The organism is Sphingomonas sp., from assembly GCF_003248515.1.
Lineage (GTDB): Bacteria > Pseudomonadota > Alphaproteobacteria > Sphingomonadales > Sphingomonadaceae > Sphingomonas_I.
The window spans coordinates 47691-69130 of sequence record NZ_QFOB01000001.1; the positions used below are offsets into that span (position 1 = coordinate 47691).

A 21440-nucleotide genomic window follows, 5' to 3' on the forward strand; every position below is an offset into this window, starting at 1 on the left:
CCGCGCCGGAGATGGGCGAGCGGCGATCATTCGAATTCCAGGATCACCGCATCCACCGCCAGGCTCTCGCCGGCCTTCGCCTCCACCGATTTGATCGTGCCGGCCTTCTCGGCGCGCAGGATGTTCTCCATCTTCATCGCTTCGACCACGGCGAGCGGCTGGCCCGCCTCCACCTTGTCGCCGGCCTTCACGTCGATCCGCGTGACGAGCCCCGGCATCGGGCAGAGCAGGAAGCGCGACATGTCCGGCGGGATCTTCTCGATCATGTGCCGGGCGAGCGCGGCCACATGCGGCGGCAACACGCGCAATCTGTGGCTCTTGCCCCGCGCCGTGAAGGTCCAGCCGCTGCGCGTGCGCTCCACCTTCACGGACAATGTCTCGTCGCCGATCCGCGCCTCCACCAGCCGCTGGCCGGGTACGTAGGGCGCCTCGATCGTCATCGGATGGCCGTCGACCGTCGCGGTTTCGCCCGCGATCAGCACATGATGCTCGGCGCCGTCCATCGTGACGACCCATTCGGCGTTGGCAACGATCGGGCCGTTCAGCCGCTGGTCGATCTCCGCCGCGCGGGCGGCCTCGGCCGATCCCGCGATCGCCGCGATCGCCGCCAGCCGCTCGGTCAGTTTCTCGGGCGTCGGCGCGCCCCGGAAGCCTTCGGGATATTCCTCGGCGATGAAGCCGGTGGTGATGTCGCCCGATCGGAAGCGCGGATGCTGCATCAGCGCGGAGAGGAAATCCACATTGTGGCCAATCCCCTCTATCTCGAACCGGTCGAGTGCCGTGATCTGCGCATCGATCGCCTTCTCACGCGTGGCGCCCCAGGTGATGAGCTTGGCGATCATCGGATCGTAGAACATCGAAATGTCCGATCCTTCATACACGCCATCGTCCACACGCACCGTCTCGCTCGTTTCCGGCGGCCGATAGCGGACGAGGCGCCCGGTGGAGGGCAGGAAGCCGCGATAGGGATCCTCGGCATAGACGCGATTCTCCACCGCCCAGCCGTTGATGCCGATATCCTCCTGCGTGAAGGCCAGCTTCTCGCCATAGGCCACGCGGATCATCTGCTCCACCAGATCCAGCCCGGTGATATATTCGGTGACGGGATGCTCCACCTGGAGGCGGGTGTTCATCTCCAGGAAGTAGAAGCCCTGGCCGGTCTTGTCCGCGCCCGATACGATCAGTTCCACCGTGCCGGCCGAATGATAGCCCACGGCCCGCGCCAGCGCGACCGCCTGTTCGCCCATCGCCTTGCGCATCTCGGGGCTCACGAACGGCGATGGCGCCTCCTCCACCACCTTCTGGTGGCGGCGCTGCACCGAACATTCGCGCTCGTTCAGGTAGAGGATGTTGCCATGCTTGTCACCGAGCACCTGGATCTCGATGTGGCGCGGGCTTTCGATGAACTTTTCGATGAAGACGCGATCGTCGCCGAAGCTGTTGAGGCCCTCGCGCCGCACGCTGTCGAAATTCTCGCGCACATCCTTCTCGCTGAAGGCGAGGCGCATGCCCTTGCCGCCGCCGCCGGCGGAGGCCTTCATCATCACCGGATAGGTGATCTCGTTGGCGATGCGCACGGCATGCTCGGTATCCTCGATCTCGCCGACGAAGCCGGGCACCACATTGACGCCGGCTTCCCTGGCCAGCTTCTTGGATTCGATCTTGTCGCCCATCGCGGCGATCGCATGGGGCGGCGGCCCGATGAAGGCGATGCCTGCATCGGCCAGCGCCTGCGCGAAGCTGGTCCGTTCGGAAAGGAAGCCGTAGCCCGGATGCACGGCCTCCGCGCCGGTCGCCTTGCAGGCGGCGATGATCCTGTCCGCCAGCAGATAGGATTCGGAAGCCGGCGGCGGACCCAGATGCACCTTCTCGTCCGCCATCTCCACATGCGGCGCGCGCGCATCGGCATCCGAATAGACGGCCACCGTCCTGATGCCCATCTTCCGGGCCGTGCGGATGACACGGCAGGCAATCTCGCCGCGATTGGCGATCAGGATCTTATTGAACATGTCCGTCCTTATCCGGCCGCCCCGGCGGTCGTTTGAATGGTGTCGGCGTTGAGGCCCAGCCGCGCGAACAGGGCGGCGTCGGCATCGCCCCCGGCATTGCCGGTGGTGAGCAGGCGATCGCCGGTGAAGATCGAATTGGCGCCCGCGAGGAAGCACAGCGCCTGCGTCATGTCCGACATGCTCTCGCGCCCCGCCGACAGGCGGACGATCGAGCGCGGCATCAGGATGCGCGCCACCGCCACCGTGCGCACGAATTCGATATCATCGATCTTGGCGAGCGGCGTATCGGCCAGCATATCGCCCAGTACCGTTCCGGCGACGGGCACCAGCGCATTGATCGGCACGCTTTCGGGCGGCTCGGGCAGCGTCGCCAGCGCGTGGAGGAAGCCCACGCGATCCGCGCGCGTCTCGCCCATGCCGACGATCCCGCCGCAACAGGTGTTGATGCCCGCCCGCCGCACGCGCGCCAGCGTCTCCAGCCGGTCCGCATAGGTGCGGGTGGAGATCACCTCGCCATAATATTCGGGCGAGGTATCCAGATTGTGATTGTAATAATCGAGGCCGGCGCCGGCCAGCCGATCGGCCTGCTCGTCGGTCAGCATGCCCAAAGTCATGCAGGTTTCCAGGCCGAGCGCCTTAACCCCTGTCACCATCGCCTCGATCGCGGCCATGTCGCGATCCTTGGGCTCGCGCCACGCGGCGCCCATGCAGAAACGCTCCGATCCCGCCGCCTTGGCCTCGGCCGCCGCGGCGAGCACGGCGTCCACGTCCATCAGCCTGGATGCCTTGAGCCCGGATTCCGCGAACGTGGATTGGCTGCAATAGCCGCAATCCTCGGCGCAGCCGCCGGTCTTGATCGAAAGCAGGGTCGCCCGCTGCACCCGCGCCGGATCATGATGCGCGCGATGCACCTCGGCCGCGCGGAAGACCAGTTCGGTGAAGGGCAGATCGAACAGCGCCGCGATCGTCTCGCGGTCCGTCGGCGTCGGGAAAGTCGTGGGTGCGTTCATTCGGCGGCCTCGCTGATGCCTTCGGGCGGCATGTTGTGGCCAAGCAGCCTCAACACCTCTTCCGCCGCGAACACCAGATTCGTGCCCGGCCCGAAGATCGCCTGCACGCCGGCATCGCGCAGCGCCTGATAATCCTGGGCGGGGATCACGCCGCCCGCCACCACCTTGATGTCGCTGCGCCCGGCATCGCGCAGATGGCCGATCAATTCGGGGATCAGGGTCTTGTGCCCCGCCGCGAGGCTGGAGGCGCCCACCACGTCGACATCCGCCTCGATCGCCATCCTCGCCGCCTCGGCGGGCGTCTGGAAAAGCGGGCCGGCCAGCACGTCGAACCCCAGATCGCCGAAGGCCGAGGAGACGAGGTTGGCGCCGCGATCATGGCCATCCTGCCCCATCTTGGCGACGAACATCCTCGGCGCCCGGCCCTTGCCGCGGCCCACGGCGATCACGCCATCCTTCAGGCTCGCCCAGCGCGCATCATCGGCATAGGCGCCACCATAGACGCCCTTCACCGGCGTCGGCGTGGTGCCGTAGCGGCCGAACACGTCCTCCATCGCCTGGCTGATCTCGCCCAGCGTCGCGCGTGCCCGCGCGCAGTCCACCGCCAGTTCCAGCAGATTGGCCGTGCCGCGCGCGCCCTCACGCAGCGCGTCCAGCGCCGCCCGGTATGCCGCCTCGTCGCGGGCCGCCTTCACCTTCCCGATCCGGCGGATCTGCGCCTCGCGCACCGCATGATTGTCCACGTCCAGAATATCGATCGGATCTTCCTGATCCTTGCGATATTTGTTCACGCCCACGATCACCTGATCGGTGCGGTCGATCCGCGCGGCGGTGGCGGCGGAAGCCTGTTCGATCATCGCCTTGGGCCAGCCGGCGGCGACGGCCTTGGCCATGCCGCCCTCGGCCTCGACGCGCTCGATAATCTCCCACGCGCGATCGACCAGTTCCTTCGTCAGGCTCTCGACATAATAAGAACCGCCCAGCGGATCGACGACATTGCACATGCCCGTCTCCTCCTGGATCACGAGCTGCGTGTTGCGGGCGATGCGCGCGGAAAAGTCGGTCGGCAGCGCGATCGCCTCGTCCAGCGCGTTGGTGTGGAGCGACTGGGTGCCACCCAGCATCGCCGCCATCGCCTCGATCGTGGTGCGCATCACATTGTTGTACGGATCCTGTTCGGTCAGCGAGACGCCGGACGTCTGGCAGTGGGTGCGCAGCATCTTCGAGCGCTCGTCCCTGGCGCCCAACTGCGTCATCACGCGATGCCACAGCACGCGCGCCGCGCGCAGCTTGGCGATCTCCATGAAGAAGTTCATGCCGATCGCGAAGAAGAAGCTGAGGCGCCCGGCGAACCTGTCGATGTCCAGGCCCGAGGCGACGCCATATTTCACATATTCGGCGCCGTCCGCGATCGTGAAGGCCAGTTCCTGCACCTGCGTCGCGCCGGCTTCCTGCATGTGATAGCCGGAAATGGAGATGCTGTTGAACTTCGGCATCTCACGGCTGGTATAGCCGAAGATGTCCGAGATGATCCGCATGCTCGGCTCGGGCGGGTAGATATAGGTGTTGCGGACCATGAACTCCTTGAGGATGTCGTTCTGGATGGTCCCGTCCAGCTGGGCGCGGGGCACGCCCTGCTCCTCGCCCGCGACGATGAAGAAGGCGAGGATCGGGATCACCGCGCCGTTCATCGTCATCGAAACGGACATCTGATCCAGAGGGATGCCGTCGAACAGGATCTTCATGTCGTCGATCGTGTCGATCGCGACACCCGCCTTGCCGACATCGCCGGTCACGCGCGGATGATCGCTGTCATAGCCGCGATGCGTCGCGAGATCGAAGGCAACCGACAGCCCCTTCTGCCCCGCCTTCAGGTTGCGGTGATAGAAAGCGTTGGATTCTTCCGCCGTCGAGAAGCCCGCATATTGGCGGATCGTCCATGGCCGCCCCGCATACATGGAGGCGCGCACGCCGCGCGTGAACGGCGCGAAGCCGGGCAGGCCGGGCTCCCAGCCCTCCGTGTCCGCCTCGGTATAAAGCGGCTTCACGGCGATGCCCTCGGGTGTGTTCCAGGTGAGATCCTTGCCCTTCACCTCCTTCGAGGCGGCGGCCTGCCAGTCGGCGAGCGTCTTTTGGGTCATGCGTGCGAACTCCCCCCAGCCGTTCGCCTCGAGTGGAGTTCGGGCTTGCCGGGAATGCCATCGGGAAGGGCTGTCGACGATCGCTTCTCGACTTCGCTCGAAGCTGCGCGAACCGAACGGAGGTTACAGGTCATCAATGCTCGCCGTCTTTCGGCGTTTCCATGATCTCGGTCAGGATGCCGTTCATGTCCCTGGGGTGGACGAAGAAGATCGGCGTGCCATGCGCGCCGATGCGCGGCTCGCCCAGCACCTTCTTGCCCAGCCCCTCGAACCAGGCCCTGGCGGCGTGGATGTCCGGCACCTCATAGCACATGTGATGCTGGCCCCCCGCCGGGTTCTTCGCGAGGAAGGCGTGGATCGGGCTGGTCTCGCCCAGCGGCTCGATCAGTTCGATCTGCGTGCCGGCCGTGCCATTCTCGCCGGGCGTATCCACAAAGCATACCTTCACGCCCTGCGCCGGCAGGTCGAACGGCGCGTGCGTCAGCGTCGCGCCCATCACGTCGCGATAATAAGCGATCGACGCCTCCAGTGATGGCGTCGCCACGCCGACATGGTTCAGACGGCCGAGCTTCATGCTGCCCTCTCAGAGCGGAATATTGTCATGCTTCTTCCAGGGATTTTCGAGCTGCTTGTTGCGCAGCTTCCTGAGGCCCAGCGCGATCCGCCGCCGCGTGGAATGCGGCATGATCACCTCGTCGATGAAGCCCTTGCTCGCCGCCACGAAGGGGTTGGCGAAGCGCTCCTCATATTCCTTCGTGCGCGCGGCGATCTTCTCCGGATCGCCCAGATCCTTGCGGAAGATGATCTCGACGGCGCCCTTCGCGCCCATCACGGCGATCTCGGCCGTGGGCCATGCATAATTGAGATCGCCGCGCAGATGCTTGGAGCTCATCACGTCATAGGCGCCGCCATAGGCCTTGCGCGTGATGACGGTGATCTTCGGCACGGTCGCCTCGGCATAGGCGAAGAGCAGTTTGGCGCCATGCTTGATGATGCCATTATGCTCCTGCGCCACGCCCGGCAGGAAGCCCGGCACGTCGACGAAGGTGATGATCGGGATTTCGAACGCATCGCAGAAGCGCACGAAGCGCGCCGCCTTCTTCGATGAATTGATGTCCAGCACGCCCGCCAGCACCATCGGCTGGTTGGCCACGATTCCCACCGTGCGCCCCTCGATCCGGCCGAAGCCGGTCAGGATATTGCCGGCATGCCCCGGCTGCACCTCGAAGAAATCGCCCTCGTCGATGACCTTCCGGATCAGCTCCTTCATGTCATAGGGCTTGTTGGCGCTGTCCGGGATCAGCGTATCCAGGCTTGCGTCCAGCCGGTCCCATGCATCCGGGGTCGGCCGCTCGGGCACAGCCTCCCGGTTCGAAAGCGGCAGGAAATCAACGAAGTCCCGCGTGGCCAGCAGCGCCTCGATATCATTTTCGAAGGCGAGATCCGCGACCGAGGATTTGGTGGAATGCGTGATCGCGCCGCCCAGTTCCTCCTGCGTGACGACCTCGTTGGTGACGGTCTTCACCACTTCCGGCCCGGTCACGAACATGAAGCTCGAATCCTTCACCATGAAGATGAAGTCGGTCATCGCCGGGGAATAGACCGCGCCGCCCGCGCACGGCCCCATGATGAGGCTGATCTGGGGCACCACGCCCGATGCCAGCACGTTGCGCTGGAAAACCTCGGCATAGCCGGCAAGGCTGGCCACGCCTTCCTGGATGCGTGCACCGCCGCTGTCGTTCATGCCGATCACCGGCGCGCCGACCTTCATCGCCATGTCCATGATCTTGCAGATCTTCTGTGCGTGACGCTCCGAAAGCGATCCGCCGAACACCGTGAAATCCTGGCTGAAGACGAAGACGAGCCGGCCATTGATCGTGCCCGATCCGGTGACGACGCCGTCGCCCGGCACCACCTGATCCTGCATCCCGAAATCGACGCAATTATGCTCGACATACATGTCGAGTTCCTCGAAGCTGCCCGGATCCAGCAGCACGTCGATCCGCTCGCGCGCCGTGAGGCGGCCCTTCTTGTGCTGGCTGTCGATCCGCGCCTGCCCGCCGCCGAGCGCCGCCTGCGCCCGCTTCTCCTCCAGCTTCTGAAGTATCGCCAGCATCACACACCTCTCGGGAAACCGTGGAGGCCCGTTTGTAGCCTGTGGCCGCCGCATTCAAATGCGAATTTGCGGACTTGCGAAAGCCATATATGCAGAATGGATCATGGCGCCCGTTTCGGGCAGCATGCGGCGGCGGGGTGGGCGTGACGGCCCCGCCGCCCCGTTTGCGCCCTCAGGATGCCACGCCATGCAGCACCTCGATCATCCCCTCTCCCGCGCGCTTCTTTCTGCCGCTTATGGCGCGGCCGGCATCCTCCATGTCACGCGGGCCGATATCTTCCTGCGGATCATGCCCCCCTGGGTGCCCTTCCCGCGCGAAACGGTGATCGCCACCGGCCTGTGCGAAATGGCGGGCGCGATCGGGCTGATGATTCCACGCACCCGCCGGCTCGCGGGGGTGATGCTCGCGCTCTACGCGCTCTGCGTGTGGCCGGCGAACGTGCAGCATGCGATCAACGATCTCGGCACGGATACCGGCCTTGGCTGGTGGTATCATGTCCCCCGCCTGCTGGCACAGCCGCTCATCATCTGGTGGGCGCTCCATGCTGGCGGCGTGACGGACTGGCCGTTCCGCCCCCGGCGCCCGCAACGCTGAACGCATGGGGTCCCACCGCACGCGGGAATGCGGAGCTGGTCAGAGTTCCAGCCCGAGCTGCTCGGCATCGTCGTCGCCATCCCGCTCCAGTGACGACAGCGCCAGACCCAGCAGCCGCACGCCCTGCGGCATCGGCAGCAGCGCGCGCAGCAGCCCCCGTCCCGCCTCGCCGATCGGATCGCGCGCGGAAACCGGCAGGGAAAAGCTCCTCGCCCGCGTGATCTGCCGGAAATCCGCGAACTTCACCTTCAGCGTCACGGTGCGCCCCGCCGCGCCCGATCGCTGGACGCGCTCCATCAGCGCCTCCAGCACGGTCTCCAGCGCCGCCAGGAGATCGCCTTCCCCATATTTGTCTTCGAAGAAGGTCCGCTCGGCGCCCACGGACTTGCGGATCCGGTTCGCGCGCACCGGCCGGTCGTCGCGCCCGCGCGCGGCCCAGTAGAGATAGGTGGCGAAGCTGCCGAAGTGCGCTTCCAGAAAGGGCAGGCTCTGCGCGGCGAGATCCGCGCCCGTGCCGATGCCGAGCCGCGCCATCTTCTCGGCCGTGCGCGGGCCAACGCCGTGGAAGCGCTTGACCGGCAGGCCCTGCACGAAGGTGGCGCCCCGGTGCGGCGGGATCACGCACAGCCCGTCAGGCTTGTTCTGATCGGAGGCGAGCTTGGCGATGAACTTGTTGTAGGAAACCCCGGCCGATGCCGTCAGGCCGGTTTCCGCCCGGATCCGTCGCCGAATCGCCTCGGCCACGTCGCGCGCGGATTCGACGCCGCTCACGTCGAGATAGGCTTCGTCGAGCGAGAGGGGCTCGATCGCGTCCGTATAATCGGCGAAGATCGCGCGGATCTGGTGCGAGACCTCGGCATAGACGTCGAAGCGCGGCTTCACGAAGATCAGGTCCGGGCATTTGCGCCGCGCCGTGGCCGATGCCATCGCCGATCGCACGCCGAACACCCGCGCCTCATAGCTTGCCGCCGCCACCACGCCGCGCTCGCGCGTGCCGCCCACCGCCACCGGCTTGCCCCGCAATTCAGGATGATCGCGCTGCTCGACGGACGCGTAGAAGGCATCCATGTCGACATGGATGATCTTGCGCGGCGGATCGTCGGCAGGCGGTGTATCGGAGGAGGAGGCGTCGGCGCCCATATCCTCCCCTTTAGCCGGTCTTTGTGATCGTTCCCATTCCGTTCTTCACCGAAGAAACGGGCGGGGCGTCCCTCAGGCCAGCCGCTCCGGCACCTCTTCGGCTTCCTCGATCAGGGTTTCCTTGGGCGCCATCGCCTCCCACGGGAAGACGAACCAGCTCTTGTCCTCGGATCGGTCGATCGTCCGCGCGCGATAATCCACCTTGGCCGGCGATCGCACATTATCGATCAGCACGGCCACGCGCAGGCAGGCCGGATCGCCGCCGGCCCCCAGGATCGCCCCCTTCAGCGCGACGATCGTCTTGCCGCTGTCGTTGATGTCGTCGATCAGCAGGATGCGCACGCCCGCCTTCGTCTCGGCCGCCAGCTTCAGCAGCAGCTCGTCCGAAAAGCCGGGGACGCCCGCGCTGTAATCCACCGACAGGAGCGAGATGCCCGTCCGGTGCGAGAGATAGGCGCCGGGCACGAGGCCGCCGCGCCCGATGCCCACGATATGATCGGGGCGCCACTGGCTCGCGGCGATCGCGATGGCGATCATGTGCACGTCCGAGACGAACTGTTCGTAGGCGACCGGAACGAGGGTCGGTTCGGTCATTGCACTTCTCCGGAAACGAAGGCGTCGATCGCGGCGATATGCCGCGTGACCGCGGCATCGTCGAGGAAGGAGCCGAGAAAGCTGTTGCGCGCCAGCGTCGCCATCTGGTCGCGCGTCAGGAGCGGGGCCACCGCGCGATAATTGTCGGCCACATAGCCGCCGAAATAGGCCGGATCGTCCGAATTGATCGTGGGGCGCAGGCCGTGTGCCAGCATGTCCGCGATCGGATGCCGGGCCATGTCCTCGACAACGCAGAGCTTGTGATTGGAAAGCGGGCAGACGGTGAGCGTCATCCCTTCGCGCGCCAGCCGGGTCACCAGTTCCGGGCTCTCCAGCGATCGGTTGCCATGATCCAGCCGATCGATGTGCAGCAGGTCCAGCGCCTCCAGCACATAGGCCGGCGGCCCTTCCTCGCCCGCATGCGCGACGCGCTTCAGCCCCTCGCGCCCCGCCGCTTCGAACACGCGCGCGAACTTGGAGGGGGGATGCCCCACCTCGGACGAATCGAGACCCACGCCCGCAATCCTGTCCAGCCAGCGTTCGGCATCGGCGAAGGTGCGGAAGGCATCGTCCTCGTCCAGATGGCGCAGGAAGCAGAGGATCAGCTTGGAGGTGAGGCCGAATCGCTCCTCCGCCTCCTTCATGCCCGCCAGCAGCCCGTCCGCGACGACGCCGAAGGGCAGGCCGCGTGCCGTATGCGTCTGCGGATCGAAGAAGATTTCGGCGTGCGTGACGCCATCGGCATGGGAGCGCTCGAAATAAGCCAGCGCCAGATCACGAAAATCTTCCTCTGTGCGGAGCACGTCCGCTCCCTGATAGTAGATATCGAGAAAGTCCTGGAGGCGGCTGAAGCTGTAGGCGGCGCGCAGCTCCTCCACGCTGGAGAAAGGGATGGAGATCCGATTGCGCCGTGCGAACGCGAACATCTGCTCGGGCTCGAGGCTGCCTTCGATATGGAGGTGGAGTTCGGCCTTGGGCAGGCCAGTGATGAAGTCGCTGTCGGTCATGCAGGCCGTTCGCTGGTGGTCGCTCTGTGCTTTCCCTAGCCCGAGCCGCCCGCGTCCGTACAGGGCCGCTCTTGCGATCATGCTGCTGGCGGCCGCGCACGCCGCGCCGTCCGACGCGCGCGGCAAGCCGATGATCGACCAGATCATCCTCGACGCGGCCGATCCGGTGATCGATGCGGAGCTGGCGGGCCAGCCCTTCCGCCTCCGTGTCGATCTCGATCAATGGGATTCGATCGAGCTCAATCCCGATGCCGCCGCGCGCCTGCCTGTCGCATGGAGCGCCGGCCGCCACATTTCGGTCGGCCGCGTCACCCTGTGGGGCAGCATCGCCGATACGCGGCTGGTGATCGCCGGGGTGAAGCGGCCCGTGCTGGTGGCCGAACATCGCCGGATCGCGGCGGAAGGGGCGGATGGCACGATCGGCCCCGATCTGCTGCCTTATGCAACGATCCTCTGGCGCAGCGCCACGGCACCCGCCGATACCGGCACGATCGTCCTGCCGATCACGCTGAACGAGCGGACCGGCCTGTTCGCGCCCGCGCCCGCGCTCGGGCCGGACATGACGCTCCGCTTCTCGCTCGGCACCGCGCGATCCAGCGGCACGGCGGCGGCGGGCGCGATCCTCGCCCAGCGTTATGACGGTCATTTCGCGGGCGTCTCCCGGCCGTTGCCGATCATGCTCGGCGTCTCGCGGCCGGCGCGGCCGATCGCCTTCGGCCGGCCGCCGCTCATGGCCGGCTTCCGCTTCCCCGAATTGCTGGTGCGCACCGCCGATTTCCGGGGCGACAATGCCCTGCCGGACGAATCGCTGGAGGCCGATATCGTCGTCGCGCGGCGCGAACGGCCGCAAGGCGCGGAGCCGTGGGTGACGATCGGGCGGGACCGCCTCTCGCGCTGCGCCGAAATCGCTTATTCCGCGCGGCCACGCACCCTCACCCTGCGTTGCGCGTTCGATCATGAATGAAGATCGCAAGACTGCCCCTGCTGGCGAGCCTGCTCGCCCTCCTGCCTGCCGCCTCGCCCCCCGCTTACGGGCCGGAGATGAACGGCCGTATCTTCGATCGCGCCATCTCGATCGTCGAGCGCCGCTACTGGAACAGGCCCGCCATCGCGCGGCTGGAATCGATCCGCGCCGGGTATCGCGCCCGCGTCGTGGCCGCCCCCGATCGGCGCGCCGTCTATGCCCTGATCGGGGACATGCTGGATACGCTGCATGACAGCCACGTCTATGTGATCGATCCGCGCCAGATCGCGATCGGCCGCGCGCGCGATCGCGGCGAGGAGGAGGCGGGCTTCGGCATGTCCATGCTGCCCGATGGCGCGCACGTCTGGCGCGTCCGCTCGGTCCGCCCCGATGGCCCGGCCGCGCGGGCGGGCGTGGAGATAGGCTGGGAGGTGGCCGCGGTGGACGGCCAGCCGGTGGACATCGATTTCGTGCCGCGCGCGGGCGAGCGCGCCCGCTTCGATTTCGTCGACGAGGATGGCCGCCATCATCCCGCGACGCTGGAGGCCGGGATGGAGGCCCCCTCGCCCGTCCGCCGTGCGGAGCGCCTGCCGGGCAATGTGCTGCTGCTCGGGCTGGACGGCTTCGATCGCGGCGACGATCGCTGGCTCGCCGATCATATTTTCGAACAGCCGGCCCCCGCCGCCGTGATCCTCGATCTGCGTGACAATGGTGGCGGCGACGCGGACGTGATCGCGCGCGTGGCCGGCGCCTTCTTCGCCGAGAATCGCCTGCTCGTCCGCCGCATCGCCGCGCGCGAGAGCGACCAGACGACGCGCGGCGCGGGGCCGCGCTCCTGGCTCGGGCCGCTCGCCGTGCTCGTCGGGCCGGACAGCGCCAGCGGCGCCGAGGCGCTCGCCGCCCTGATCGAGGAGAGCGGACGCGGGATCACGATCGGCCAGCGCACGGCGGGCGCCCTCACCGGGGCGGCCGAATATCCGCTGCCGGATGGCGGGATCGTCTCGGTCGCCGAATTCGATATTCGCACCAGCGCCGGCCGCCGCCTGGAAGGCACGGGCTTCCTGCCGCGCGTGCCTGTCGCCCCCACGCTGGCCGATCGGCGCGCGGGCCGCGATCCGGCGCTGGAAAAGGCCCGGCAATTGCTGAGGGCGCAGATCGCGGCCCGATGATGGTGCGCGCGGATGGGCGCGTCAGCGCCGCCGCGTCCCCATCAGGGCGAGCGTGGCGCACGCCCACGCCGCCCCGAGCAGCCAGCCGCCCGCCACGTCGCTCAGCCAGTGGACGCCGAGGAAGACGCGGCTGAGCCCGATCGCCAGCGCCAGCGCCACGCCCGCCAGCATCGCGCCCCTGCCGCGCAGGAAGAGACCCATCAGCGGAAAGGTCACGGCCGCCCCCAGCGCGTGACCGCTGGGAAAGCTCTGCTTGCCCTCCGCCACCAGCTGCCACATCGCATCGGGCCGGGCGCGGGCGAACAGGATCTTGATGAAGGGCAGCGCGATCGCCGCGCTCGCCACCGCGAGCGTGAAGGCGATCGCCTCGCGCCGCCGGCCCGCCACGTAGAGCCAGACGGCCGCCGCCACCGCAATCGGCGCGCGGATCGTCGCTCCGCCGATTTCCGTGATCGCGATCGCCGCCCGCAGCGTCCAGGCTGGCACGATCAGCGAGCGCGCGTCACCCGGATCGCGCAGCCAGACCAGCGCGAACCGATCGATCCGGGCGGAGGCTCCGCCCAGCGCCGTCCACGCATCCAGCGCGAACAGCAGGAGCAGGAAAGCCGCCGCCGCGATCAGGCGGCCGCGCCGGCTCAGCCGCCCGACGCCTGCGCCGGGGCGGAGGCAGGCCACGATCCGCCGATCGCCTGGATGAGGGTGATGGCCGAAACCTGCCGGTCCACGATCGCCTGTATCTCCTGTTGCCGCGCCGAAAGCGCGGTCGCCTGCGCCGTGATGACGTCGGTATAGACGATCAGGCCGGAGAGATACTGGTTCTGGGTGAGCTGTTCCACCCGGTTGGCCGCCGTCGCCGCCGTCACGCGCTGTTCGGATACGGTCTGCAGCACGCGGGTCGCGGCCAGTTCGTCCTCCACCTGCTGGATCGCGGTGAGCGTCGTCTGGCGATAGCTGGCCGCCGCCTGATCGAACGAGGCGCGCGCCTGCGCCACGCGGGCCGATCGCCCGCCGAAATCGAGCAGCGTCAGCGCGGTGGAGGCGCCCAGCGACCAGATGCTGCTGACGGCGGTGAAGAGCGAGCTGAGCCGGCTCGTCTGGGTGCCCAGATCGCCCGTCAGCGTGAAGGTCGGGAAGAAGGCCGCGCGCTCCACGCCGATGCCCTGGTTGGCCGCCGCCACGCGCCGCTCCGCCGCCGCGATATCCGGCCGGCGCTCGATCACCGTGCCGGGCAGGATGCCGGGCACCTGCGGCACGGCCCGGCTCCACCGGCCGGCGGGCAGGCCGAAGCTCGACGGATTCTCGCCCACCAGCACCGCGATCGCATGTTCGAAGGCCGCGCGCTGGCGATCGATATCGGCGGAGGTGGCGCGCGCATTGGCGAGCTGGGTCTGTGCCTGCAGCACGTCCACCCGCGCCACCTGCCCCTGATCGTAGCGGTTGGTGGTGATCTTCAGCGCGCGCTCATAGGCCGCGATCGTTTCCTCATAGACGATCTTCTGCTGATCCAGCCCGCGCAGCTGCACATAATTGGTGGCCAGTTCGCCCTGGGCCGCCAGCGTCGCGTTGAGCAGATCGGCCTGGCTCGCCTGCGCGAGCGCCTTCTGCTGCCGCACGCCGGAGGAGATGCGGCCGAACACGTCCGGTTCCCACGTACCTCCCAGAGAGACCGAAAAGCGCCGGCTGCCCGATCCGCCGCTGGTGGTGGTGCCGTTGCTGCCGATGATGGTCGTCTGCGTATCGCCGAACGATCCGGCGCGCGTGCTCTGCCCGGAAAGATCGACCGAGGGGAAGAGCGAGGCCCGCGCCTCGCGCACCGCGGCGCGCGCCTGGGCATAGGAGGCGGCGAAGGAGGCGACATTCTGGTTGCGCGCCGCCACCCGCGCCTCCAGATCGTCCAGCACGGGATCGGCGAACAATTTCCACCACTCGCCCTTGGCCACATCGTCGGCCGGCCGCGCCGGCTGCCAGCCCGGCGCTTCCTTGAAGGCCGGCGTGCCCGCCACGGCCGGCGGCCTGTAGGTGGGCGCCATGCTGCATCCGGCCAGCGCTAACATCAGGACGGCGGAAATCCCGCTGCGCACGCGGCTCATGCCGGCAGCCCTTCTGAACCGAGCCGTGCGAGCATCCGTTCGCGCGGCGAGCGTTTCCGGAAGCGATCGAGCGCGAGATAGACGACCGGTGTCGTCAGCAGCGTCAGGAACTGGCTGGCGACCAGGCCGCCCATGATGGCGATGCCCAGCGGGCGGCGAAGCTCCGCGCCCTCGCCGAAGCCGATCGCGAGCGGCAGCGCGCCGAAGGCGGCGGCCAGCGTCGTCATCAGGATGGGGCGGAAGCGGAGCAGGCTTGCCTCGCGGATCGCCTGCATCGGCGAAAGCCCGCGGGTGCGCTCGGCATCGAGCGCGAAATCGATGATCATGATGGCGTTCTTCTTGACGATGCCGATGAGCAGGATGAGCCCGATCAGGCCGATGAGATCGAAGGCGGATCCGGACAGCATCAGCGCGATCACCGCGCCGATCCCGGCCGAAGGAAGGGTGGAAAGCACGGTCAGCGGATGGATCGCGCTTTCGTAGAGGATGCCCAGAACGATATAGATCACCACCAGCGCGGAGAGGATCAGGATCGGCATCGAGGCGGTCGATTGCTGGAAAACCTTCGCGGTGCCCGCGAAACTCCCCACCACGCCCACCGGCAGGTGCAGGTCGCGCTGGATCTGCGCGATGCGCTGCGATGCCTCGCCCAGCGAGACGCCCGTCGCCGTCGCGAAGGAGATGGTGGTGGCGGGCGCACCGCCATCATGGTTGATCTGCGAATCGGTCGATCCCGTCGCCCAGTCGGCGATGGACGAGAGCGGCATCATCGTCGCCACGCTCGTATTGACGGCGGATCCGGTGGTCGTGTCGCGCTGGCCCGTGGTGGAAACCGGCGTCGATCCCGTCACGTTCGAGGTGGTGCCCGCCGTCGTCGATGCCGTGGCGGTGGTCGTCGCGGTGCCGGTTCCCGGCACGTAGACATCCTCCAGTGCCTCGGGCGAGCCGGTATATTCGGGCGCCACACCCATCACGACATGATATTGGTTAAGGCCCGAATAGATGGTCGAAACCTGGCGCTGGCCGAAAGCGTCATACAGCGCATTGTCCACGGCCTGGGTGGTCACGCCCAGCCGCCGGGCGGCATCGCGATCCACCTTCACATAGACTTCGGCACCGCCATCGGCGCGGTCGCTGTCCACGTCGGTCAGCCCGCTTTCCTTCTTCATCGCCACGGTCAGCTTGTCGGCGGCGTCGCGCAGCATCTTCGTGTCGTCGGCCGTCAGCGAATATTGATAGGTGGAATTGCCGCTGCGGCCGCCCACCCGCATGTCCTGCACCGGCATCAGGAAGGTCGATACGCCGGTGATCTTCGCAAGCTTGGGCCGCAGCCGATCGATCACCACGCGCGAACTGTCGCGCTGGCGCTGCGGCTTCAGGCTCACGAACATGAAGCCGCCGCCCGCGCGGCTGCCGCCGGTGAAGGCCACCACCGTATCGACGTCCTTGTCCTTGCGGATGATCCCCACGATCGAGGTGAGCTTCTTCTGCATGTCCTGGAAGGAGATGCTGCGATCGGCGCGCAGGCCGCCCATCAGCGATCCCGTATCCTGCTCGGGAAAGAAGCCCTTCTGCACGATCACGAGCAGGAAGATGTTGAGCGCCACCGCCCCGCCCAGCAGGATCAGCATCGCGCCCCGGTTCGCCAGCGCCCAGTCCAGCGCGCGTTCATAGCGCGCCGCCAGCCTCTGGAACTGGCGCTCGGCAAAGGCCGCGAAGCGATTTTCGCGACGCTCGGGATCATGCTCCTTCAGGATGATCGAGGCGAGCATCGGCGTCGTCGTGAGCGAGATGACGAGGCTGATGAGCACCGCCACCGTCATCGTCACCGCGAATTCGCGGAACAGCCGCCCGATCAGCCCGCTCATGAAGAGAAGCGGGATGAAGACCGCGACCAGGCTGATCGAAATGGAGAGCACGGTGAAGCCCACCTGCCGCGCCCCGATCAGCGCCGCCTGCCGGCGGGGCATGCCCTCCTCCATGTGCCGGCTGATATTTTCCAGCACGACGATCGCGTCGTCGACCACGAAGCCCGTCGCCACGGTGAGCGCCATGAGCGAGAGATTGTTGAGGCTGAAGCCCAGCAGATAGATCACGCCGATCGTGCCGCAGAGCGACGCGACGACGGCCACCGCCGGCACGATCGTCGCGCGCAGCGATCGCAGGAAGACGGACACCACCGCCACCACCAGCAGGGTGGCGATCACGAGCGTCACCTCCACTTCGCGGAGCGACGCGCGGATCGTGGTCGTGCGGTCGGAGGCGACGGCGAGGCTGATGTCGGGCGGGATCGCGGCCGCCAGCGCCGGCAGCTGCGCCTTCACCGAATCCACCGTCTGGATGATGTTGGCGCCCGGTTGGCGGCTGATGATGACGGTCACGGCGCGCTTGCCGTTGAAGAGGCCCATCGTGTTGATGTCCTCAGGCCCGTCATACACCTTGGCGATATCGCTCAGGCGCACGGCTACGCCGTTGCGCCACGCGATCACGATCGGCGCATAATCGGCGGCCTTCAGGCCGGGCATGTCGCCATAGATCTGCCAGGCATTGCCCTGCCCTTCCAGCACGCCGCGCGGCCGGTTCGCGCTGGCGGAGGAAAGCGCGGTCCGTACATCCTCCAGCGGAATGCCGTAGCGGGCGAGCGCCAGCGGATTCATGTCGATGCGCACGCCCGGCAGCGCCGCCCCGCCCAGCTCCACATCGCCCACGCCCTGCACCTGCAGCAGGCGCTGCTGCACCACGTTGGAAACGGCATTGTAGATTTCGCTGGGGCTGCGCGTGTCGGAAGTCAGCGCGATGATCATGATCGGCGCGTCGGCCGGGTTCATCTTGCGATAGCTGGGATTGGTGCGCAGCGTCGTCGGCAGGTCCGCGCGTGCCGCGTTGATCGCCGCCTGCACGTCGCGCGCGGCGCCGTCTATGTTGCGCGAAAGATCGAATTGCAGCGTGATGCGCGCCGATCCGATCCCCGATTGCGAGGTCATTTCGGTCACGCCCGCAATCGTGCCCAGCCGCTTTTCCAGCGGCGAGGCGACGCTCGTCGCCATCGTCTGCGGGCTCGCGCCGGAAAGGCTGGCCGAAACCGAAATGGTCGGGAAATCCACCTGCGGCAGCGGCGATACCGGCATCGCGAAGAAGGCCGCGACGCCGGCCATCATCAGGCCGATCGTCAGCAGCAGCGTGCCGATCGGCCGCCGGATGAAGGGCGCGGAGAGATTCACCGGAAGCGTCCCCGCCTGGCGGAGGCGGGCGATCGCGCGCGCAGCGGGCGGGGAAAGGCGGGATGATCGCGCGGGAGCCTGTGTCCCGCCGTCATCGCAGCGCGATCGCCCCCCTTCCCTTCCGGCGAGGCATTTCGGGCGGGCATCACGCCTCCGCTCCCGCGGCGGAGGGCGCCGGGGGCGCCTCCAGCGGCAGTTCGCGCTGCTGCGCCTTCCGGCCCCAGCGGCGCGACAGCGCCTCGAACTGGAGGAAGATCACCGGCGTCGTGAACAGGGTCAGCGCCTGGCTCACGATCAGGCCGCCGGCGATGGAAAGGCCCAGCGGCTGGCGCAGTTCGGCGCCCATGCCCGATCCGAAGATCAGCGGCAAAGCCGCGAACAGGGCCGCGAAGGTCGTCATCATGATCGGGCGGAAGCGCAGGCGCGCCGCCTGCCGGATCGCCGTATCGGGATCGCGGCCCTCCTCGCGCTGCGCCTCCAGCGCGAAATCGATCATCATGATCGCGTTCTTCTTCACGATGCCGATCAACAGCACGATGCCGATGATGCCGATCACGCCCAGATCATTGCCCGTCAGCCACAGCGCCAGCAGCGCGCCGACGCCGGCCGAAGGCAGGGTGGAAAGGATCGTCAGCGGATGGACGAAGCTCTCATAGAGCACGCCCAGCACGATATAGACGACCACGATCGCCGCCAGGATCAGCCAGATCTCGTTTTGCAGGCTCGCGCGGAAGGCGTTGGCCGCGCCGAGGAAGGTCGTCGTGATGGAGGCTTCGGGCACGCCGATCCGCTTTTCCGCCGCCGTGATCGCGTCCACCGCATGGCCGAGGCTGGCGCCCCGGGCGAGATCGAAGCCCACCGTCACCGCCGGAAACTGGGCGACGCGCGCCACCTGCAGCGGCGCCGATCCTTCCACGAAGGTCGCCACCGTGGAAAGCGGCACGGCCGTCCCGCTCGATGTGGCCACGTAGAGCTGGTTCAGCATCTGCGGGCTGGAAAGCATGCCCGGCTGGCTTTCCAGGATCACGCGATACTGGGTGGTCTGCGTGAAGATCGTGGAGATGATGCGCTGGCCGAACGCATTGTACAGCGCGCTGTCGATCGTGGCGACCGAGATGCCCAGTCGCGAAGCCGTGTCGCGATTGATCTTCACGGTCACGGCACGGCCGTCATTCTGCACGTCGGACGTGACGTTCGTGAGCTCCGGCAGCGTCTTGAGCTCGGCCATCAGCTTTGCGGCCCAGCCTTCGATCATCGCCTGATCGGCGCCCTGAAGCGCGAAGCGATACTGGGTCGGCCCGCCTTCCGCGTCGATCGTCAGATCCTGCACGGGGCGGATGTAGAGGGTCGCTCCCGCCACATCGGCCGCGCGCTCCTGCAGGCGCCGGATCAGCCGGGTCTGGCTGGTGGTGCGCTCGCCATCCTCCTTCAGGTTGACGAGCATGCGCCCCTGGTTGAGCGCGGGATTCTGCCCGTCCACGCCCACGTTCGAGCTGAGGCTCGCCACGTCCGGATCGGCGAGGATCGCGTCGGCGATCTTGCCCTGAAGCTCCGACATGGCCGGGAAGGAGATGCCCTGCCGCGCCGCGACCACCACCTGCAACTGGCCGGTATCCTGCACCGGAAACAGCCCCTTGGGGATGGCGACGAACAGCAGCGCCGTCAGCACGAGCGATCCCGCGAAGACGAGCATCGTCAGCTTCTGCCGCAGCAGCACCCAGTCCAGCCAGCGCGCATATTCGTGCGAGACCTTGTCGAGCCATTCGATCGTCTTCTCGATGAAATGCGGGCGCTTCGTCTCCGCCTCGCTCTTCAGCCAGCGTGCCGAGAGCATGGGCACGAGCGTGAGCGCCACCACGGCCGAGATCAGGATGGTCACCGCCAGCGTCACCGCGAATTCGCGGAACAGGCGCCCGACGACATCGCCCATGAACAGGAGCGGGATCAGCACCGCGACGAGGCTCACGGTCAGGCTGATGATCGTGAAGCCGATCTCCTCGGCGCCCTTCAGCGCGGCGGCGAGCGGCTTCTTGCCCGCTTCCAGATGGCGCGCGATATTCTCGGTCACCACGATCGCGTCATCGACGACGAAGCCGGACGCGATCGTCAGCGCCATCAGCGTCAGGTTGTTCAGGCTGTAGCCCAGCTGGTGCATCGCCGCGAACGAGCCGACGATCGACAGCGGCACGGCAATCGAGGCGATGATCGTCGCCTCGAAACTGCCGAGGAACAGGAAGATGGCGATCGTCACCAGCACGACCGCGAAGACCAGTTCCATCTGCACATCGTGCACGGAGGCGCGGATGCCGGTGGTGCGATCGGTGAGCAGCGTCACGTGCACGTCCGAAGGCATGGTCGCCTCCAGCGCCGGCAGATAGGCCTTGATGGCGTCCACCGTGCCGATCACGTTGGCGCCCGGCTGGCGCTGCACGTCCACCACGATCGCCGGCTGGCGGTTCATCCACGCGCCGATGCGGATATTCTCCGATCCGTCGATCACCTTGGCGACATCGCTCAGCCGCACGGGGGCGCCGCCGGAATAGGCGACGATCAGGTCCTTATATTCCTGCGCGGTGGCAAGCTGGTCATTCGCATCGATCGACCAGCTGCGCGTCGGCCCGTCGAAGCTCCCCTTGGCGCCGTTCACGTTGGCCGCCGCGATCGCGGTGCGCAGCGTATCCAGCGAAAGGCCGCGCGTGGCCAGCGCCTGCACATTGGCCTGGATGCGCACCGCCGGCCGCTGGCCGCCCGAAAGCGAGACGAGGCCGACACCCGAAATCTGCGCGATCTTGTTGGCGATGCGCTGGTCGACCAGATTCTGCACTTCGGCCAGCGGCCGCGTGGCGCTCGTCACGCCCAGGCTGATGACGGGCGCGTCGGCGGGATTGACCTTCGCGTAAACGGGCGGCGCGGGCAGATCCGACGGCAGCAACGTATTGGCCGCGTTGATCGCCGCCTGCACTTCCTGTTCGGCGACATCCAGCGTCAGATCGAGATTGAACTGGAGCGTGATGACGGACGCGCCCGCCGAGGAGACGGAGGACATGCGCGACAGCCCGGCCATCTGGCCGAACTGGCGCTCCAGCGGCGCCGTGACCGTCAGGCTCATCACGTCCGGGCTGGCACCCGGATAGAGCGTCCGCACCTGGATCGTGGGATAATCCACCTGCGGCAGCGCGGACACGGGCAGGAAGCGATAGGCGACCAGGCCCGCGAGCAGGATCGCGATCATCAGCAATGTCGTCGCGACGGGCCTCAGGATGAAACCGCGCGAGGGATTGGCGCGGCCCTGGCCGATCTCGATCAGCTCTTCCTGCTCCACGGGCACGGGCGCGTTCATGCGGCGCGATTCCCGCGGGGCTTCAGGCCGGCCGCGATGCGGCC

Annotated in this window: 15 protein-coding genes; 3 read left to right on the top strand and 12 right to left on the bottom strand. The window is 67.4% G+C overall.

Annotated elements, in window-relative coordinates:
- Positions 1-26: 26 nt before the first annotated feature.
- Genes DI605_RS00260 through DI605_RS00280 form a run of 5 tightly spaced genes read right to left on the bottom strand, consistent with a single transcriptional unit; the run spans position 27 to position 7276 of the window.
- Complete coding sequence (locus DI605_RS00260; RefSeq protein ID WP_293967614.1) at positions 27-2009, bottom strand: acetyl/propionyl/methylcrotonyl-CoA carboxylase subunit alpha; 1983 nt, start codon at positions 2007-2009, stop codon at positions 27-29.
- A gap of 8 nt (positions 2010-2017) precedes the next feature.
- Positions 2018-3019: a biotin synthase BioB gene (bioB, locus tag DI605_RS00265; protein ID WP_293967616.1), complete on the bottom strand. Its 1002-nt coding sequence runs from the start codon at positions 3017-3019 to the stop codon at positions 2018-2020.
- A complete protein-coding gene (scpA, locus tag DI605_RS00270; RefSeq protein WP_293968834.1) occupies positions 3016-5241 on the bottom strand; it encodes a methylmalonyl-CoA mutase in 2226 nt (741 codons plus the stop codon). Before scpA ends, bioB begins: the two co-directional genes overlap by 4 nt.
- A 52-nt stretch (positions 5242-5293) precedes the next feature.
- Entirely contained in the window at positions 5294-5734 is a 441-nt protein-coding gene (mce, locus tag DI605_RS00275) for a methylmalonyl-CoA epimerase (RefSeq protein WP_293967618.1), read from the bottom strand.
- A 9-nt stretch (positions 5735-5743) separates the two neighbouring features.
- Complete coding sequence (locus DI605_RS00280) at positions 5744-7276, bottom strand: acyl-CoA carboxylase subunit beta (protein ID WP_293967620.1); 1533 nt, start codon at positions 7274-7276, stop codon at positions 5744-5746.
- A 187-nt stretch (positions 7277-7463) separates the two neighbouring features.
- Between DI605_RS00280 and DI605_RS00285 the strand changes: the two genes are divergently transcribed.
- Complete coding sequence (locus DI605_RS00285) at positions 7464-7871, top strand: DoxX family protein (RefSeq protein WP_293967622.1); 408 nt, start codon at positions 7464-7466, stop codon at positions 7869-7871.
- 39 nt (positions 7872-7910) lie between these two features.
- On the opposite strand, the gene dinB is transcribed toward DI605_RS00285, so the two are convergent.
- The 3 genes from dinB to DI605_RS00300 form a co-directional block, all read right to left on the bottom strand.
- Complete coding sequence (dinB, locus tag DI605_RS00290) at positions 7911-9011, bottom strand: DNA polymerase IV (RefSeq protein WP_293967624.1); 1101 nt, start codon at positions 9009-9011, stop codon at positions 7911-7913.
- A gap of 72 nt (positions 9012-9083) precedes the next feature.
- Positions 9084-9605 (bottom strand): phosphoribosyltransferase, encoded by a 522-nt coding sequence (locus DI605_RS00295; protein WP_293967626.1) that lies wholly within the window; start codon positions 9603-9605, stop codon positions 9084-9086.
- The gene (locus tag DI605_RS00300; RefSeq protein WP_293967628.1) at positions 9602-10612 is read right to left on the bottom strand and encodes an adenosine deaminase; all 1011 of its coding nucleotides are present in this window, start codon (positions 10610-10612) and stop codon (positions 9602-9604) included. Before DI605_RS00300 ends, DI605_RS00295 begins: the two co-directional genes overlap by 4 nt.
- On the opposite strand from DI605_RS00300, the gene DI605_RS00305 reads away from it, so the two are divergent.
- Together DI605_RS00305 and DI605_RS00310 are read left to right on the top strand one after the other, a co-directional pair.
- Entirely contained in the window at positions 10593-11576 is a 984-nt protein-coding gene (locus tag DI605_RS00305) for a hypothetical protein (protein ID WP_293967630.1), read from the top strand. The two genes, DI605_RS00300 and DI605_RS00305, sit on opposite strands and share 20 nt — an antisense overlap.
- The gene (locus DI605_RS00310) at positions 11573-12745 is read left to right on the top strand and encodes a S41 family peptidase (protein WP_293967632.1); all 1173 of its coding nucleotides are present in this window, start codon (positions 11573-11575) and stop codon (positions 12743-12745) included. Before DI605_RS00305 ends, DI605_RS00310 begins: the two co-directional genes overlap by 4 nt.
- A gap of 21 nt (positions 12746-12766) precedes the next feature.
- Here the strand turns inward: DI605_RS00310 and DI605_RS00315 are convergent, their stop codons facing one another.
- From DI605_RS00315 to DI605_RS00330, 4 genes are all read right to left on the bottom strand, one after another.
- Entirely contained in the window at positions 12767-13420 is a 654-nt protein-coding gene (locus tag DI605_RS00315; RefSeq protein WP_293967634.1) for a phosphatase PAP2 family protein, read from the bottom strand.
- Positions 13381-14835 carry an efflux transporter outer membrane subunit gene (locus DI605_RS00320; protein WP_293967636.1) on the bottom strand — a complete coding sequence of 485 codons (1455 nt, stop codon included), beginning with the start codon at positions 14833-14835 and terminating at the stop codon, positions 13381-13383. The genes DI605_RS00315 and DI605_RS00320 overlap by 40 nt, the downstream gene beginning before the upstream one ends.
- Positions 14832-18056, bottom strand: coding sequence for an efflux RND transporter permease subunit (locus tag DI605_RS00325; protein WP_293967639.1), 3225 nt, complete (start codon positions 18054-18056; stop codon positions 14832-14834). The genes DI605_RS00320 and DI605_RS00325 overlap by 4 nt, the downstream gene beginning before the upstream one ends.
- 145 nt (positions 18057-18201) lie before the next feature.
- A complete protein-coding gene (locus DI605_RS00330; protein WP_293967642.1) occupies positions 18202-21396 on the bottom strand; it encodes an efflux RND transporter permease subunit in 3195 nt (1064 codons plus the stop codon).
- Positions 21397-21440 lie beyond the last annotated feature (44 nt).

Excerpts from the sequence above, each read along its gene's own strand:
- DI605_RS00260 (WP_293967614.1), bottom strand. The coding sequence starts at position 2,009 with ATGTTCAATAAGATCCTGATCGCCAATCGCGGCGAGATTGCCTGCCGT.
- bioB (WP_293967616.1), bottom strand. The coding sequence starts at position 3,019 with ATGAACGCACCCACGACTTTCCCGACGCCGACGGACCGCGAGACGATC.
- mce (WP_293967618.1), bottom strand. The coding sequence starts at position 5,734 with ATGAAGCTCGGCCGTCTGAACCATGTCGGCGTGGCGACGCCATCACTG.
- DI605_RS00280 (WP_293967620.1), bottom strand. The coding sequence starts at position 7,276 with ATGCTGGCGATACTTCAGAAGCTGGAGGAGAAGCGGGCGCAGGCGGCG.
- DI605_RS00285 (WP_293967622.1), top strand. The coding sequence starts at position 7,464 with ATGCAGCACCTCGATCATCCCCTCTCCCGCGCGCTTCTTTCTGCCGCT.
- dinB (WP_293967624.1), bottom strand. The coding sequence starts at position 9,011 with ATGGGCGCCGACGCCTCCTCCTCCGATACACCGCCTGCCGACGATCCG.
- DI605_RS00295 (WP_293967626.1), bottom strand. The coding sequence starts at position 9,605 with ATGACCGAACCGACCCTCGTTCCGGTCGCCTACGAACAGTTCGTCTCG.
- DI605_RS00305 (WP_293967630.1), top strand. The coding sequence starts at position 10,593 with ATGAAGTCGCTGTCGGTCATGCAGGCCGTTCGCTGGTGGTCGCTCTGT.
- DI605_RS00300 (WP_293967628.1), bottom strand. The coding sequence starts at position 10,612 with ATGACCGACAGCGACTTCATCACTGGCCTGCCCAAGGCCGAACTCCAC.
- DI605_RS00310 (WP_293967632.1), top strand. The coding sequence starts at position 11,573 with ATGAAGATCGCAAGACTGCCCCTGCTGGCGAGCCTGCTCGCCCTCCTG.
- DI605_RS00320 (WP_293967636.1), bottom strand. The coding sequence starts at position 14,835 with ATGAGCCGCGTGCGCAGCGGGATTTCCGCCGTCCTGATGTTAGCGCTG.
- DI605_RS00330 (WP_293967642.1), bottom strand. The coding sequence starts at position 21,396 with ATGAACGCGCCCGTGCCCGTGGAGCAGGAAGAGCTGATCGAGATCGGC.